This window comes from Flavihumibacter rivuli (assembly GCF_018595685.2).
Taxonomy (GTDB): Bacteria; Bacteroidota; Bacteroidia; order Chitinophagales; family Chitinophagaceae; genus Flavihumibacter; species Flavihumibacter rivuli.
This window is the reverse complement of sequence record NZ_CP092334.1, coordinates 1,264,291-1,280,284: the sequence shown is the minus strand read 5'-3', so window position 1 is coordinate 1,280,284 and position 15,994 is coordinate 1,264,291. Positions and strand designations below refer to the sequence as shown.

Genomic DNA, 15,994 nt, shown 5'->3' with positions numbered 1-15,994 from the left:
TTGTGTGGTTCAACATTGACTATTGGTCAATAGGTGTGGATTGAAAAAAACTTTAGACCCTACATAAACCTGGTGCGAATGGAAATACCATCCTTCCCTGAAAACCAGTCGGAAAAGGTAATCAGTAGCTTTGTTCCTGTTCTTTTAAGGGAAAGATTCAGGAAGGCACCTGAAAGAATTCCAGGCGAGGAATTGTCCGGTGACCAGGCTGTTCTATTGTGGCTGGATATATGTGCTTTCTCCCCAATGGCCAATAGGTTGCTTCAACAATACCAGGACGGCGTGGAGGTGCTTTCCAGGATATTAAAACAACATTATGATCCGCTGTTGCAAACCATAAGGCAATATGGTGGACAGCCTTTGTTGTTTGCCGGTGATGGCGTTCTTGCTGCCTGGCCATGTTCCAAATCAGACATCCGGGAAGTGCTCCTGCATACCCTTGCCTGTGCACAGACGATCAGCTCAAATCCCAAAGGTACTAATGATCTTGGCGAACCACTCGTTCTGCATGTAGTGGTGGCCAGCGGGCCCTTTCAACTGATGGAATTGGCCATCAATGATGGCCGATGGTTGTATGCCATATTGGGAAGGGCTTTGAGTGATCTCCGTCTGGCTGCAGGAGAAAGGGCGCCTGGTGAAGTGTTGATCTCAGCCAATACCCAATCATTGATAGAAGGCAGGATAAAATGCAGGAAATTATCTGAACATGCTGCCGTGTTGGATCAACAGGTGGAAGATTTCAACATACCAGTTGCGGAGGAAGGACCATTGACGCCATTAGCGCTCAGGAAGCTTGAGCCCTTCATTCCAAGGCCGCTTTCGTACAACCTTGATGTGGAAAGACTCCGTTGGATCGAAGAATTGCGGCCTGTCAATATTGTTTTTGTACAACTCCACGATTTTGCCCCGGAATCGGATGATGCTCATCTTCGGTTACAAGACGCCGTTAGAAAGGTTACTCCTGTCATAGCCAGTTACCAGGGTATCCTTGGTAATGTTTGGTTTGATGAAAAAGCCGCCAATTTACTGATCGAGTTCGGCCCTCCGCCGGCGGTACACCAGGATAATCCGGCCCGGGCTTTGAAGACGGCTATTCAAATCCATGAAGTCCTGGAAGGGGAAGGATTTGACAATAGCATTGGGGTTACTTCAGGGAGAGCTTTTTGTGGAATTTTGGGGAATGACCTGCTCAGGCAATATACAGTGATTGGGGATGTGGTTAACCTTGCTGCGCGCTTATCACAATTGCGCAAGCGGGGAGTTTGTTGTGATGAAGCAACAATGAAAGGCGCTACGGGCGTATTTCATTTCGGGGAGCCGCTGATGCTGGCGGTGAAGGGACAATCCAACCTTGTTAAGGTTTGGGAGGTCGATCATCAAAACCTCGTTCAGGCGGGTGTGCATTTTGATATACCTGTGGTTGGCAGGGCAAAGGAATTACAGGAACTCCTTCAGCATTTTAAGACTGTGGCGAATGGAGGCAGGGTTGCTGTATTGATGGAAGGGGAGAGCGGACTGGGCAAAACAAAATTGCTGAATGAATTCAGGAAAAATCTTCCCCAACAAGGAAATATAAAAGTGCTGGTCACGGCTGGGGATGCTGTTGAAAAAGACATACCCTATTTTCCCTGGCGGTCAATATTCTCCGCCCTCTCTGGAGTGGATGGCATTGCTGACCTTTCACAACAACAGGAACATCTTTCACGATTCCTGGGGGATAGCAATCAATCTTCAGGGGCCCTTCTCAATGGCGTCTTTGGCTTTACCCTTCCCGAAAGTGACCAGGTGAGGGCGATGGCTCCCCACCAAAGGGCAGAAGAAACAAAGCGCTTACTGGTCAGTCTATTGGCAAGGGAAGCGGAGGACCAGAAACTTGTAGTGATCATTGATGATGCGCAATGGTTGGATGATACCTCCTGGACCCTGTTAAAGGAAGTTGTCGGGCAAATTGATGGGATGATGACCGTTGTTGCTTTGCAATCCATTGAGGGGTTTTCTGAGTTGGTGCAATTGAAAGAACTGGGCGCCATACATTATAAGCTGGGGGGATTATCTCCAGCTGACCAGGAAAAACTGATCCGTACGGCGATCGGGGTTGAGGACGTGCCTTCCCATATTTCGGGTACCATCATCATGTTATCACGGGGAAACCCATTCTTCTGCCTGGAATTGAGCAATGCCCTGGTGAAAGATGGTGCCTTGCAGGTCGTTGATTCGGTTTGTGAACTGGCTCCTGGCATAGACCTCGGCACCCTTACCTTTCCAGAGACCATTCATGGTATGGTTCGGCGAAGGATCGATACCATTGACCAGGGGCCAAAACTGGCATTGAAGGTGGCCAGTGTAACGGGAATCCGTTTTGCTACAGACCTTGTTCAAAAGGTCTTTCCTATTTCACAGGAACGGGACCATGTGCCGGTCTTCCTTAAGGAAAACAACAGGGTTGGATTGATACTGCAGGAGTTGGCCGATGGGGCGCAGGGATATATGTTCAACAACGCCGTAACAAGGGATGTTGCCTATGAAATGATCCTTTCAGAACAAAAGCTACGCCTTCACAAGGATACTGCCATCTGGTATGAGGAACAGTTCAGCGAAAACCTCAGGCCATTCCTTTCACGGTTAGCCTACCATTGGGAGCGCGCCGGTGATCATTTGAAAGGAGCGGAATACCTGGAACAGGAGGCGATCCACCTGTTCAGTAATGGCTTTGCCAGGGAATCTGTTGAAGTTGGTTTAAAGGGAATCCAGTTGCTGGGCGTTGAATTGCCGAAGGACCCGGCTGCCATTGGCCAAAAGATTGGTGAGCATATGGGTGCTATCGGTGCCCTGATGGCAGGCCGCCATCCAATGGAACTGATTGACCATAAGCAGCTCGATGACCCAAGGATCGAAAGGGTCATCCTTATGATGTTAAGGGTTGGACCATTTGCCTTCCAAAGCCAGCAGATCGAATTGTTTGCATTGATCTCAGTGACCTGTCTGCGGATGACCCTTGAGCATGGCAACGGGCATTATGCTGCAGATGTGTACAGCATGTATTCTGCCATCCATCGGGGAATGACCGGTGATCGAATCGGTGGGTATACCTGGAGTGAACTGGCATTGGCTTTGGATAAGAAGAATGGGCATACGCTTTTTTCAAGGGTGGCATTTGTTCATACCTGGTTCCATAACCATTGGGTCAAACCATTTGCATCCAGTCTACCCTTAGCCCTGGAAGCGGCTGAGGCCGGAATGGCATCAAATGACATCCTTTTTGCCTGTTTTAATTTGTCAGGGTATGTCGTTTACCAGACCGCCTGTGGCAGGCCATTAGAGACGATCATAGAAACCTCCCGCAAGCACATGCTGATCAATGGCAAAAGGGTCATGAACGCCGCTTTTCACCTGGTACTGGAAATGCAATTCGCCAGGGCAATGGCTGGGAAAACGATCAGCCGGTTCTCATTCACCGATGAGTTGGTGAATGAAGAACAGGACCTCGCATCCATTTTTTCAACCCAGTTGGGCAACCAGATCGGTTATTATATGGTAGCCAGGGTAAAGCTTCATGCGCACTATGGTGATTGGCGCGGCGCACTGCAGTGGGTAGATAATACCCAACCCTTAATCAAGGCTTTTGAGGGGCAGGTCGCTGAGATCGACCTGGTGCTATTTGAAGCATTGGCAGCATTGTTCGGTGCTATAGAAACAGAGGGTCATGAAAGGGTGGCCTTATTGGAAAGAGCCGGTAGTGTCACTGCTATCCTGAAAGGATGGGCGGAGCTATGCCCCGCGAACTATCTCCATAAAGCCCTGATGCTTGAAGCGTTTGCTGCCGGAATAAATAGGGGACTTGCCATTGCTGAAGAGGGATTTGACCAGGCAGTTTCGGTTATCCCTGAAGGTGAGTTCCTGCAGGACAGGGCCATACTGGAGGAATGCCGGCTGGCAATTCAGCAATTACACGGGTCCACCTTAACCGCGCTACCTGCGGCCATTGAAGCCTACGGGCAATGGGGAGCTTTCGGTAAGATCGATTACCTCCGGGAAAAATATAGCTGATAGAAGCCTGTAAAAGTTTCTACCCTCTCTTATACAAGGAAGCATTAGCATGCATGTCGGGTCCTATGGACAAGAGGACCAGGTAATCCTTCACCGGCGGGTCGAACTCCTTCGACCAGGCCAGGTTAACCGGGATATTGGACGGCGCCATATTGGCAAAGTCTTTTATGGTATTGATGTATTGGGCAGGTTGGATCACAGTGGCCCAGTGATCCATCAATACAGATGAGGCCTGGTGGGAGATCAGGGAAATATCCGAGCCGGTCAACTGGTGTTTTTTTAATAAACCTGTAACGGCTAAAGGCGTGGTATTCACCCCGAACTCCTTAAAGCCGGTAATGCCTTCGTCGGTGATGTGAAAGGTATGTTTGGTGTACAGTTCAGAATGTCCATTCACAGGGGGATTAAGACTTACTTTTTCACCCAGGGAATACATGGAGCCATAGTATTTTGAAGCCGTAATGGTTTGCTGGTCGACGAAAGTCCATTTCGTGGCATCACTGCTCATGGCCATAACAGCAGCCCCTGCACCATCTGCGGCACTCACCGCTTGAGGGGTATGGTAATCCACATTCCTGGTCCAGTTTCCCCCTACACAGATCAGGATATTCCTGGCACTTCCAGCCAATAAGAGTCCATTGGCAAAAAATAAGGCAGCATTGAAATTGGAGAACTCACAATCCAGTGGGATCACCCAGGTGCTTTCCGGTAATTCAAGTTCCTTGTGTACCCTGGATAAGGCATTGGGGTTGATAAAATGGCTGACGGATGCCGTGCCGATCAGGAGGTCAACATCCTGCGGTTGGATGCCGGCATCCTGCATGGCCATCTTTGCAGCTGGTACCATAATGGTCATAAGGTTCTCATCATCTGCCAGCACATGACGGGTAGCATATCCCTTGAAAAGGCTTTCGCCAGCTGGGTTATTCTTCTTTAGCCAATCAAAAATGGGATCGTCATTGTTCCTGATCCCGGATGGCAGTGCATAGCCAAGACCGGTAATGCGTGGAAGATTATTTACCATTTTTCAGCCATTTAGGTGCCAATAATTTGAAATGCTTTTGCAGGACGATCTCCGCTGTCTGGAGGGCGCCTTCTACCCAGGTCTGGTTGGTGGAATAGGCCTCGCCAACCACAAAGCAGGGAAAATCACTTACGGGTTGGGTCATGGCCTGTAATACTTCCCACGGTTTATAGCCAGGGTTCCAGAAGTGGACAGCACCACCATAGGGGTCATCAGACCAGTCTTTGAAAGCCGCTTCCATTGGTGCGGGGGCATCACTGATGTTATGGATAACACCCAGCTGCCGGTGCATCTCTTCCACCATCTTTTTGGGTGCTGTATGTTTGTCCCAGTTCTCCCTTAAACGCTTTCCCCAATCATTGTTCTTGTCCTTTTGCGCGTGTGGCATTTTCTTCCGGTCAAAGTTCCTGGGGCCGCTCATCAATTCCTTTACCAGTTTATTTCCTGGTGTGGTCCAACGCACAGCATCGCCCGATCCCAGCGGCCTGTTCCTCATTCCTCCCCAGAATTCTGAACTACTCATGTCATCATAAGCCATTAGCAAGGCATTGGTGTTATTGGGATCGCCGCCAGTTTGCCTGCCTTCCACCCCCCAATAGTAGCATTGGCGAACCGGAATATCGGTAAGGGACCTTCCCTGGGTCACAAATGCTTTTTCCCACCATGGACGGGGATAGGCGAGGAACATCTTGTAGAGGTCAACCGGTTCCACCGCGTTCATCAGGTACCTCACATGCGGTGCGCGATGCGGATCCATGACAGGACCTTTCTGTTCCAGTAATTCCAGGGAACGCTTGGGCATGGCCAATACCAGGGCTTTGGCCTGCACGGTATAATTGGTATTGTTTCCTGCAAATTGCATTTCCACTCCACGGGAACCATCTGCCATTTTGATCTCGTCAAAACCTTGTAACCAGGTGTTCATGATCACTTCCCCACCGGCTGCTTCGAACCTCTGCTGTAATGCCCAGGGTACGCTATCATAGCCCTCGTTAAAAAGATAGTATTTAACATCAGGGGTGAAGTTGAAATATTCCGCAATACAATTAACAGCATTCGCATTCATGCCCAGGGAATCGTAACCTACTGTGGTGCGGGCAACCTGGTACGCTTCATTGCTCATGACCTTGGCCAGGATATTCCAGAAGCCATATTCATACAAGGGTGTGCCGTCGAGTGTAGCCTGCTGCAGGAACTTTTCCAGTTTCTCCCCGCTTAGTTTGGCCACCTGGGGAAAGAGTTGCTCCACCGCCCAGCCAATAAGGTTGCTGGCCGTATTGCCCTGGCTGAGCCAGGCCTTTTCTTTGGCTGAAAGTTGATAGGGTAGTACACCAGGGTCTGACAATTGGTAATTGCGCAACCTGGTTCCCCTGGTGTACACGATATTGATCGGTTGGTCCACTACCTGCTCATGGGTGGGCAGCTTGAGTTCGTTTTCAACGAGGCTGGAGACCAGTAGTTGGGAAGAAACATAACGCATCCCGCCTATCTCACATACCATATTGGGAAATCCCGGAGGGCGCGCGGATAGCAGCCTTCCGCCGATGCGGTCACTTCCTTCAAACAGTGCGATGCGGAGTTTCCCGTCCTTGCCGGCCATTTTTTTAAGGAGGGCCGAACTGGCTGGATTTGCGGTCATCAACCGCCAGGCGGTATAAACACCTGAAACACCTCCGCCAACGACGGCTATATCATAAACGATGGTAGTGCTTTTTGTCTTTTTCATTGAGCAGTTTTTGATGGTAATGATTGAAGGAAGTGAGTTTTCGGTTATTGATAACTGTTAGTTTGTATAAAATGCATCCATGGCCTTTGCTGGTCGATCAGGCAACCTATTATCCCTGCTTAATCCATCTTCAGTCCTTTTACCCATTGGCCAGGGGCGTTGCGCGATCAATGGGGCGGGGGTGGTGGATTATACTTGGGGTCGTAATAGGGCGGGACGCTGGCGGAATTGATATGGGCAATGATCACCTGCGGCTTATTCTGTGTATTGGCATTGGCCAGGACCTTGGGCATGATTGCGGCTAATGCCCCGGGGGAATCAACATTCCAGGCATCAGCCCCATAGCCTTCTGCCACTTTTGCCAGGTCTGGTTTTCCCAGTTCGTAGAGTTCTTCCCAGATATTGGGATCTGAAGGATCAGGGAAGAAATTGGCCTGGCCCTGGCTGACCATTCCCAGGTTATTGTCATTCAGGACGAGCCAGATCACGCCTTGCTGGTATTGGCTGGCGGTGGAGACCTCGGCGCCATGCATCAGGAATGCGCCATCGCCTACAATGCCGATACAGGTAGCCTTGGGGTTGGCAAATTTGGCACCGAGTGCCGCGCCGACACCAAATCCCATGGGGCCCATGGATAGGGAACTATGGATGGCCCAGGGCGTGCTCACGGACAGGTAATGGACACCCCATCCCACGCAATTGCCGGCATCCAGGAAAATGAAAGCAGGTTGCGTTGCCGGAAGGGTTTCCTGTAAGACCCTCATCAATGCAGCTGGTTCAGCAGGGGTAGCGGTGGAATTATACTGGGTAGGGCTAACAAATGGACTATACTGTTTTTTGATGACGCCTAGGATGGTTTGCCTGGTTTTGACCAGTGCCGGATCGGGTGTAAAGGCCGGTATGAGTTTGGCCATGGAGCGGATAAAGGCGCCGGCTTCTCCGACTATACCATGGGTTACGGGGAAGGAGCGCCCGATCACTGCTTGCGACATATCTACCTGGATGAAGGGGCCATTATTGGCAGGTAAAAGCATGGGCAGCCATTTGTTGGTGGCGAGTTCTCCCAGGGATGACCCGATCACCATAATGCCATCATAAGGATCCTCGCCCTGTGCAGCATTCAGCCAGTAATAAGGCCATTCGCAGCTGGCTATGCCATATACCCTCAGGGAAAGATCATGTGATTCCGGGAAGATGCCTTTTCCATCTGCGGTGGTCATGACAGGTATGGCATAGGTCTCGGCGAATTTTACCAGGGCAGCCAATGTTGCGGGATCGCTGAGTGCCTGGCGGCAACCGTTACCGAGCATGATCAATGGGCGCTTGCAATTGGTGATGGCGCCAAGGGCGTTTTCTACTTCTTCCAGTGCTACCCCTTTGGGCTCGGCACGGTAGCTGGCTGGACTACTGGCAAAATGGGGACTGGGTATGGGGCTGACCGTAACATCATTCGGGATGCTGAGGTGAACGGCATTGCGTGGAACCGAAAAGGCGTCACGAAGGGCCTGCTTCAGGATGGCTTCCAGGTTGCTTCCTGCTGTAACCATCGCCGTAAAACCCAGGGCTGACGCATAGATGCCATCTATATTAAGTTTCGAGTCAGTGCCTTCCTGTAAGTATCCCAGGCCAAAAAAGCTTTCATTCACTTCGCCTGTGATCAGCAGCATGGCGCTGCCATCATTCTGGGCATTCATGACCCCGGTGAGGGCATTGGTGGCGCCCGGTCCCGTAGTGACCATCACCACCCCGAGCTTGCCGCTGGCCCTGTAGTAGCCATCGGCAATATAGGCAGCACCGGTTTCCTGGCGGCAGACAATGTATTTGAATTTATCACGGTTATCCTTAAACGCAACCAGGAGGTTGGCCAAGCCGCCACCAGGTATGCCGAATACATGGTCTACCTGTTCAATGGCAAGGTAATGAAGGATGCCGGCGGCCACAGTGGGCCCTGCAGGAGGGGGAGGGGGCGTTGTCGCCATAAGCAGTCAGGGGTTAGGTGAAAATGCAGGTAAATACTGCAGATATATTGCAGTATTTAAATATACATTATTAATCAAACATGTCGCTTTTTTTTAAGGATGGCTGGGTTTCCCAATAAAAAAGATAGGATAGGGGTCATAGTTAGTCTGGTGTTTGGATTATATGGCTTCACGCGGTATGGAAGACATTGGATTGACTTTGCCCTATCCTGGGTCATTCAAGAGGGATAGGGTATACCAATAGTCCTGATTAATCAGTAGCTTCATTGACGATTACTCCACTTAACCCTTTCCCGATGGCCAAGATACCGCCGCCAACCCTGACTGCTTTCCTGGAGAAACTGGTTGCCGATCGGAAGGCGCCGGGCTTGCAATACCTCTTGACGAAGAACGGTGAGCCCATCATGGAATATGCCTGTGGTTTTGCCAACCTGGAAGAAAAGCGGCTATTGACCGGGGATACGATTTTTAATGCCTGTTCAGTTACCAAATTGTTTACCTCCTTAGCGGTCATGCAATTGGCTTCAGGAGGACAATTACAGATCGATGATAATGCTGCGCAATATTGTTCTTTCCTTCGTCCCGATCAGCATATTTCGATTCGTTCGTTGCTGAACCATACTACGGGAATAACCAATCCCATTCCGTTACGATGGGTTCATTTGCATGATGAACCATTTTATGATACTGCATTTGTTGATGGGATATTAAGGACACATTTGAAGCAATCGCATCCCCCTTCAAAGGTCTTCAGGTATAGCAATATCAACTACCTTTTACTGGGCAAGATCATTGAGCAGGTATCTGGAAAGCCCTATACAGCCTATATCAACGAACATATATTGAACAGGATAAATATACCTGCTGGAGATCTTTCCTTTACCGTGGATGATTACAAACATTACGCTACCGGCTATCAGAAACGCTTCAGCCTGGTCAATGCCCTATTGTATTGGATGATCGACCGGAAGAAGTTTATGGAGCCATCTGGACACCCGCAATGGGTGAAGTTCAAGCCCTACTATGTAAGTGGTAAAGCCTATGGCGGATTGGTCGCCAATGCCAAGGCATTGGTAACATTTATCAATACCCTCATGATACCCCAATCCATATTGTTGAATGACAATATGAAAAACATTCTATTCGAACGCCAGCAATTGGCCAATGGCAAGTCCATACCCATGGCATTGGGATGGTTCATCGGTAGCCTTGAAGGACGGGAATACTATACCCATGCCGGCGGCGGCGGGGGCTATTATTGCGAAATGCGGTATTACCCTGCCAGTAAAATCGCTTCTGCTATCATGTTCAACCGGACCGGGATCAGGGATGAACGATTGCTGGATAAGGTGGATGGTATTGTTCTTAAAAAGTTTTCATGAAGTATGACGTTGAAACTGGTGAAGATTGCTGCTTAGGCAAATAAATAGCTGTTCGTTTATTTCAAGGCTTCATTCCCGGAACGTACTGAGTAGCTTGAAGAATTTCCCGCTAAATTGACATCCTGAAGGATTAAGTTCAGGCAGGTCAACCTGGTATCGCCAAACATCATTTATCATCGGAAAACCAATTGCATTCAGCATTGTAAAATGCAGCCACAAAAAATTTTGTTATTTAAGTGAAATGATCACCTGATGCACCAGTACGGTTATCTTTAAGATATTCCCTAAATTCCTCCGAAAATCAGACGCATGCGGATAGTAGTCCTGGATGGGTATACCCTTAACCCGGGTGATTTACAATGGACGGCCCTGGAGCAATTGGGCAACCTGGACATTTATGATCGTACACCCATAAACCTGGTAGTGGAAAGGGCAAAGGATGCTGAAGTTATCCTCACCAATAAGACGCCTTTGCCTGCTACAGTGTTGGAACAATTGCCTCAGTTGAAGTTCATCAGTGTGCTGGCAACGGGATACAACATCGTGGATATAGAAGCAGCACAGCGTTTAGGCATCAGGGTAAGTAATGTCAGGGGCTATAGTACGGCCTCGGTAGTGCAGGTCACCTTTGCTTTACTGCTGGAACTTACCCATCATGTACAACGCCATAGTGATGCCGTGCATGCCGGGAAATGGTCGAGGTCGGCGGATTTTTCATTCTGGGACTTTCCCCTGGTGGAACTGGCCAGTAAGACCATGGGTATTATTGGATTTGGAGATATTGGCAGCAAGGTGGCCGATGTAGCATCCGCTTTCGGCATGCAGGTGATGGCCTATAGCCGCACCCAATCTGATCAATCGCATCGACCCAACTTTAAATGGGTAGCTTTGTCGGAACTGTTCAGCACTGCAGATGTAGTGAGCCTGCATTGCCCGCTGACTGCTGAAACGCAGGGAATAGTGAATGAATCCCACCTGCGTATGATGAAGCCTTCTGCCTTTCTGATCAATACTTCCCGTGGGCCATTGGTGGTAGAAGAAGACCTGGCCAGGGCCCTGAAAGAGGGCTGGATCGCCGGCGCGGGTTTGGATGTATTGGGTACAGAGCCGCCTGCTCCCGATCATGTTTTGTGGGGCATAGCCAACTGTTTGATCACTCCCCATATTGCCTGGGCATCCCTTGAATCGAGGGGCCGGCTGATGGCGGAGACGGTGGAGAATGTGAGGGCCTTTCTCGAAGGCAGGGAGCGGAATAGGATCGTGTAGTCATGATTCCTTGGCTCATGAAGATTCTTGTATGATTTCAGTTGTTCAAATTCCTGGTTGGTTCAACCCTGTTTTGGGACTATGTCATATAAAGTGTGAGGGACATACCTGATTTATAGGATGAAATGTATGCTCGAAGAATATTGGTTGAGGTGAAGTTGTTTCAGCACAAAAGGTGTAAAATATAAAACCCTGGTAACTGTTGCTACCAGGGTTTTTTGTGCCCAGAACAGGAATCGAACCTGCACTCCCTTGCGAGAACCAGATTTTGAGTCTAGCGCGTCTACCAATTCCGCCATCTGGGCCAGCGTTGCCGCTTAGTTTGGGGATGCAATATTACGGGTTGAGTCTATCTTGTCCAAAATTCGCTGCAAATATTTTTTCTTGTAATAATAGTCCTTCACTTGCAACAGCTCTTTTTCGGTAGTAACACCTTCCTGATAATCTGCCAGAATCGGCTCCACATGCTCATATACTTCATTTAATAGGTTTTGGGTCATAATCCCTGCCTTTTCCAGTCCGGCAGGGTCGGGGTCCATTTCCAGTTCCATCAGGGCCTCGTTGATATCCATCACCTCCGCCAGGAACATTGGGTCGAGTTGGTATTTTTCTTCCGGCTCCACCAGTCCTTTCCATTCCAGCACATACTGGATGGTGGCATCGGCGTCCATAAAGGTCCGGTAGGCCTTGTTCACAGCGGCGGATTTATCCAATACCTCGGCCTGCTCTTCTGCACTGGCCTGGGTATAGAAGTCGGGATGGTACTGCCGGCTCAGCCTGTAAAACTGCTGTTTGACCAGGTTCTGATCCGGCTGGAAGGAAACGGGTATACTATAGAGTTCAAAATAATTCATCATATGCGTTAAGGACAGAGCCGCAAAGTTAGGGCCTCTGTCAATAATGATCCGTTAAAGCGTGATTCGTGTCTTCCCCGTATAGGTTTGATCGGTTGATATTATTTCCAGCTCAGTTTGGCCAATCGCCCGTTGCCACCGGCCAGGTAGATGGCCTTGCCATCCTTTGCCTGCTGCACCACATGGTAACCGGTCTTGCTGATGTTTTGCCAGGTCCGTCCCCCGTCAAGGGAGATGTCCACTCCGCTGGTACCGCAGGCCACCAGTTTCTTCCTGCCGGCATAGATCACGCAGGAGCGATAGCCAAACGGTCCTGACCGTGGACTGGTCCAGGTCTTGCCTCCATCCCTTGTGAGGGCTGCATTGCCTTGTTGAAGGGTGTCCCTGGCAAAGTCGCCACCCACCACTATCCATTTGTTCTTGCTGCGTACCGCAATAGAATTGGCGCCTGTGGTGGTTTGGCCTTGCAATAGTGGCAGGTCAATGACCCTGTTATCAAGGAATACCCGTGACTTCAGGCCACCGGTGATGAATTGGAATTGGTCGTGTTGGAGCATCCTGATATTGGTGCCACTGGCGGCAAAGCAGGCTTCGCCGGAATCGGCCTGGGGTAATACTGTTGCGGGGAGATCCTGCCAGGAGCGGCCCCCATCATGTGTGGAGGCCAGGAAGAATTTACCGTTGATGGGGTCACCCAAAACGATGCCGTCTTTTTTGTTACGGAATTGCATGGCATCCAGGAACATGCCTTTGTTGGGGTTCTGGTAAACAGGTTGCCAGCTGGCACCGCCATCATGGGTGCGCAGGATCAGGGCGGGTTCATCTATGGCCATGATCACAGCGGTGGCAATATCGAAAGCTTCTATATCGCGGAAGTCGCGGTTCTCATATCCCTTAACGGTCAAGAATGTCCAGGTCTTGCCTCCATTCGATGTCCTGCCAATAGTGCCTTTACTGCCGCTGACCCAGGCGATACGGTCATTCACCACGCTCATGCCACGGATGCTGATACCGGGCTTGCCTTCCAGTTCAATGATGCGTTGGGCCATGGCGGGCATACTGGCCAGGAGCAGCAGGAGCCACCATCCAAAAATTCGGTTATTCATGGGTGAAAGTTAGGGAATGAGCGGGAAACCTTTGATGGCCTGCCAGTACAAGAGCAATACAAACAGGAGCCAGGTAATGGCGATAATGAAAAGGGAGGTCTTCCTCGGGAAGAAATAGTAGCCCAGCACCGGCAGCAACTGCAGGGAATGCATGCCAAAGAAATGCGGTACCCTGAGATCGCCTGAGCTGGTGCTCCAGTTCAGCACCGGTAGTCCCGGGCCACCATCAGGTCCTGGCATGCTATGGTGAAGAATCGCTGCCATCTGTCCTCCCTCAAAGGCAAAGATGACAAAGAACAATAAGCCCAGCCTTATTCCCCAGATATAACCTTCGCTCATCCATAAGGGGAATTGTTTTTGCCGGAAGAAGCGCCAGCAGATAGACGCTGTCCAAAGGGTAAAGACCAGTATACTAATGCCCATAATAGTGAACAGCGCACCATCGAAATATGAGCTTTGGTTGAAATGGGATATCCTTCCCCTGGCGGCCTGGCCGGTGATGATCACCAGTTCAATGACCATCGTGATGACCAATATTTTGCTATATCTTTTAACAGCAGCCTGGTCTTCAAGGTAAACTAGCAGCCATGCCTGGGTGAAGGAAAGGATGCTGATCGATAGGAAAAATTTGAAGGGTTTGATAAAGGAATTGATGCCCATCACTTCGGTTGTGGTTGACAGTGAGAGCAAGGCGCAAATGAATGCACCTGCGAATGTTAACCATCCGAAACGGTACAACAGGGGGTTCCTGCTCTGTAGTTTGACCAGGAATACTTTCCATGTCGGGAGGCCGGCTTCTGTCAGGTTGGTCATGTAGTATTATTCAATGTCAGCAAAATATTGCCTGGTCTGGAACCAGCGCAGCAACAGGTAAAGCAATAAGCCAAATGGGCCCAGCATGAAGGTGAAAAAGAGGCAGGGTAGCAGGGGCCAGAATCCGATGCCATGCTTGCGGGCATTGGTGACAATGAATACACCGGTAAGCAGGTCGAAGGCCAGGTAGTGGATCCAGCCGGCCAGCAGGGCGGACCGGTCATGGAAAAGGTTGGCGATATTGTCGAGGGAATTGAAACTGTCCGATTGGAAGCTGGAAAGGTTGGAAGCGATCAGCCAGGTATAAAGAATAGCAAAGAGGGTGATGATGGTGCCGATCAGGACCTTGCCGATCCAAAGGGTCTTGTGGAAGATGAGCAGAAGTACCCAACCCAACAGGGCCAGTGTGCTACTGAGCTGGAAGAGCGTATCCGGGTTCATGGGGTGATTGTTTCTACAATCTACTAATAAATCATGAATGCCTGATAGGAAAGGAGTTCATTGCTATTCATCAGGGTCCCTTTCAGGAGACCCTGATGGAGTGATGGTGGTGCCCTTATCCCAGTTCTTACCCCCAGCGGGGTCTCCCGAAGGGGACCCCGATGTATAAAAGGCGAAATATTAATGCATCCAACAGTTAAGCTAATCCTTCAACTACCCGTTGGTCATAAGACAAAACGGGGGCGACGGAGGCTATTACATATTATCACCACAAAGGACTTCTCTTCGAGAGTCCCCGATTGATCTCCATCCTACATTCATCAGGGTCCCCTGCGGGAGACCCTGATGAGGTGAAGATGTGGGTACACCGTAGCCCTTTCAGGAGACCCTGATGGGGTGATGGTGGTGCCCTTATCCCAGTTCTTCCAATGCCTTCACCACCCTTTCATAGGTTTCTTCTTCGCTCAGGCGTTGGGGTTGGAAGGACTGGCCGATCACCTGCTCATAAAGTTCAATATAGCGTTTGCTGATGGTATCGATCCATTCCGGGCTCATGTGTGGAACGGTCTGGCCTTCCTTGCCCATGAAATTATTGGCGATCAGCCATTCCCTCACGAACTCCTTGCTGAGCTGTTTCTGCTTTTCTCCCTTTGCCTGGCGTTCTTCGAAGCCATCGGCATAGAAATAACGGGAGGAGTCGGGCGTATGGATCTCATCCATCAGGTAGATGGTGTCGCCGATCTTACCGAATTCATACTTGGTGTCCACCAGGATCAGCCCCTGCCTGGCCGCGATCTCTTTTCCGCGGGCGAATAATTTCAGCGTATATTCTTCCAGTTTAGCCCAGTCTGCTGCGCTGGCCAGGCCCTGTTTGATGATCTCTTCCTTAGAAATATCTTCATCATGGCCTTCGGCTGCCTTGGTAGAAGGGGTGATAATGGGGGTAGGGAAGAAGTCGTTTTCCTTCATTCCCTCGGGCAGGGCAACCCCGCAGAGTTCCCGTTTGCCGCTGGCGTAGGTTCGCCAGGCATGGCCGGTAAGGTTGCCCCTCACCACCATTTCGATCTTGAACGGAACACATTTCTGGCCAATGGAAACATTTGGTGCCGGAACCTTGTTAAGCCAGTTCGGGCAGATGTCACTGGTCGCCTGCAGCATGTATGCAGCGATCTGGTTCAGCACTTGTCCTTTATATGGAATATGCTCTGGTAGGATCACATCAAAAGCAGAGATGCGGTCGGATGCTACCATGACCAGCCATTTATCACTGATGGTATAGACATCACGAACCTTTCCTTTATAAAAAGCAGTCTGTCCGGGGAATTGAAATTGTGCCATAATGCGAAGGTATTATGA

General features: G+C 50.0%; 11 protein-coding genes and 1 tRNA gene. 3 read left to right on the top strand and 9 right to left on the bottom strand.

Annotation, left to right across the window (positions count from 1 at the left end; translation table 11 throughout):
* Positions 1-78: 78 nt before the first annotated feature.
* Positions 79-4,047: an AAA and adenylate/guanylate cyclase domain-containing protein gene (locus KJS94_RS05675; protein ID WP_214446344.1), complete on the top strand. Its 3,969-nt coding sequence runs from the start codon at positions 79-81 to the stop codon at positions 4,045-4,047.
* 19 nt (positions 4,048-4,066) lie between these two features.
* On the opposite strand, the gene KJS94_RS05670 is transcribed toward KJS94_RS05675, so the two are convergent.
* The 3 genes from KJS94_RS05670 to KJS94_RS05660 all read right to left on the bottom strand — a co-directional run bounded on the left by KJS94_RS05670 (position 4,067) and on the right by KJS94_RS05660 (position 8,776).
* Positions 4,067-5,071 carry a beta-ketoacyl-[acyl-carrier-protein] synthase family protein gene (locus KJS94_RS05670; protein ID WP_214446343.1) on the bottom strand — a complete coding sequence of 335 codons (1,005 nt, stop codon included), beginning with the start codon at positions 5,069-5,071 and terminating at the stop codon, positions 4,067-4,069.
* Complete coding sequence (locus tag KJS94_RS05665) at positions 5,061-6,797, bottom strand: flavin monoamine oxidase family protein (protein WP_214446342.1); 1,737 nt, start codon at positions 6,795-6,797, stop codon at positions 5,061-5,063. Before KJS94_RS05665 ends, KJS94_RS05670 begins: the two co-directional genes overlap by 11 nt.
* 167 nt (positions 6,798-6,964) lie before the next feature.
* Positions 6,965-8,776 (bottom strand): thiamine pyrophosphate-binding protein, encoded by a 1,812-nt coding sequence (locus KJS94_RS05660; RefSeq protein ID WP_214446341.1) that lies wholly within the window; start codon positions 8,774-8,776, stop codon positions 6,965-6,967.
* 296 nt (positions 8,777-9,072) lie between these two features.
* On the opposite strand from KJS94_RS05660, the gene KJS94_RS05655 reads away from it, so the two are divergent.
* Positions 9,073-10,158 (top strand): serine hydrolase domain-containing protein, encoded by a 1,086-nt coding sequence (locus KJS94_RS05655; RefSeq protein ID WP_214446340.1) that lies wholly within the window; start codon positions 9,073-9,075, stop codon positions 10,156-10,158.
* A gap of 309 nt (positions 10,159-10,467) precedes the next feature.
* Positions 10,468-11,424, top strand: coding sequence for a D-2-hydroxyacid dehydrogenase (locus KJS94_RS05650; protein WP_214446339.1), 957 nt, complete (start codon positions 10,468-10,470; stop codon positions 11,422-11,424).
* 221 nt (positions 11,425-11,645) lie between these two features.
* On the opposite strand, the gene KJS94_RS05645 is transcribed toward KJS94_RS05650, so the two are convergent.
* The 6 genes from KJS94_RS05645 to KJS94_RS05620 all read right to left on the bottom strand — a co-directional run bounded on the left by KJS94_RS05645 (position 11,646) and on the right by KJS94_RS05620 (position 15,976).
* A tRNA-Leu gene (locus KJS94_RS05645) sits at positions 11,646-11,729 on the bottom strand.
* A gap of 12 nt (positions 11,730-11,741) precedes the next feature.
* Entirely contained in the window at positions 11,742-12,281 is a 540-nt protein-coding gene (gene hscB, locus KJS94_RS05640) for a Fe-S protein assembly co-chaperone HscB (protein WP_214446338.1), read from the bottom strand.
* A 98-nt stretch (positions 12,282-12,379) separates the two neighbouring features.
* Positions 12,380-13,384, bottom strand: a complete 1,005-nt coding sequence (locus KJS94_RS05635; protein ID WP_214446337.1) for a WD40/YVTN/BNR-like repeat-containing protein — start codon at positions 13,382-13,384, stop codon at positions 12,380-12,382.
* A 9-nt stretch (positions 13,385-13,393) separates the two neighbouring features.
* Entirely contained in the window at positions 13,394-14,197 is an 804-nt protein-coding gene (locus KJS94_RS05630) for a hypothetical protein (RefSeq protein WP_214446336.1), read from the bottom strand.
* Between the two features lie 6 nt (positions 14,198-14,203).
* A complete protein-coding gene (locus KJS94_RS05625; protein ID WP_214446335.1) occupies positions 14,204-14,638 on the bottom strand; it encodes an abscisic acid-deficient protein Aba4 family protein in 435 nt (144 codons plus the stop codon).
* A gap of 411 nt (positions 14,639-15,049) precedes the next feature.
* Entirely contained in the window at positions 15,050-15,976 is a 927-nt protein-coding gene (locus KJS94_RS05620) for a phosphoribosylaminoimidazolesuccinocarboxamide synthase (RefSeq protein WP_214446334.1), read from the bottom strand.
* Positions 15,977-15,994: the final 18 nt, after the last annotated feature.

Excerpts from the sequence above, each read along its gene's own strand:
- KJS94_RS05675 (WP_214446344.1), top strand. The coding sequence starts at position 79 with ATGGAAATACCATCCTTCCCTGAAAACCAGTCGGAAAAGGTAATCAGT.
- KJS94_RS05670 (WP_214446343.1), bottom strand. The coding sequence starts at position 5,071 with ATGGTAAATAATCTTCCACGCATTACCGGTCTTGGCTATGCACTGCCA.
- KJS94_RS05665 (WP_214446342.1), bottom strand. The coding sequence starts at position 6,797 with ATGAAAAAGACAAAAAGCACTACCATCGTTTATGATATAGCCGTCGTT.
- KJS94_RS05660 (WP_214446341.1), bottom strand. The coding sequence starts at position 8,776 with ATGGCGACAACGCCCCCTCCCCCTCCTGCAGGGCCCACTGTGGCCGCC.
- KJS94_RS05655 (WP_214446340.1), top strand. The coding sequence starts at position 9,073 with ATGGCCAAGATACCGCCGCCAACCCTGACTGCTTTCCTGGAGAAACTG.
- KJS94_RS05650 (WP_214446339.1), top strand. The coding sequence starts at position 10,468 with ATGCGGATAGTAGTCCTGGATGGGTATACCCTTAACCCGGGTGATTTA.
- hscB (WP_214446338.1), bottom strand. The coding sequence starts at position 12,281 with ATGATGAATTATTTTGAACTCTATAGTATACCCGTTTCCTTCCAGCCG.
- KJS94_RS05635 (WP_214446337.1), bottom strand. The coding sequence starts at position 13,384 with ATGAATAACCGAATTTTTGGATGGTGGCTCCTGCTGCTCCTGGCCAGT.
- KJS94_RS05630 (WP_214446336.1), bottom strand. The coding sequence starts at position 14,197 with ATGACCAACCTGACAGAAGCCGGCCTCCCGACATGGAAAGTATTCCTG.
- KJS94_RS05625 (WP_214446335.1), bottom strand. The coding sequence starts at position 14,638 with ATGAACCCGGATACGCTCTTCCAGCTCAGTAGCACACTGGCCCTGTTG.
- KJS94_RS05620 (WP_214446334.1), bottom strand. The coding sequence starts at position 15,976 with ATGGCACAATTTCAATTCCCCGGACAGACTGCTTTTTATAAAGGAAAG.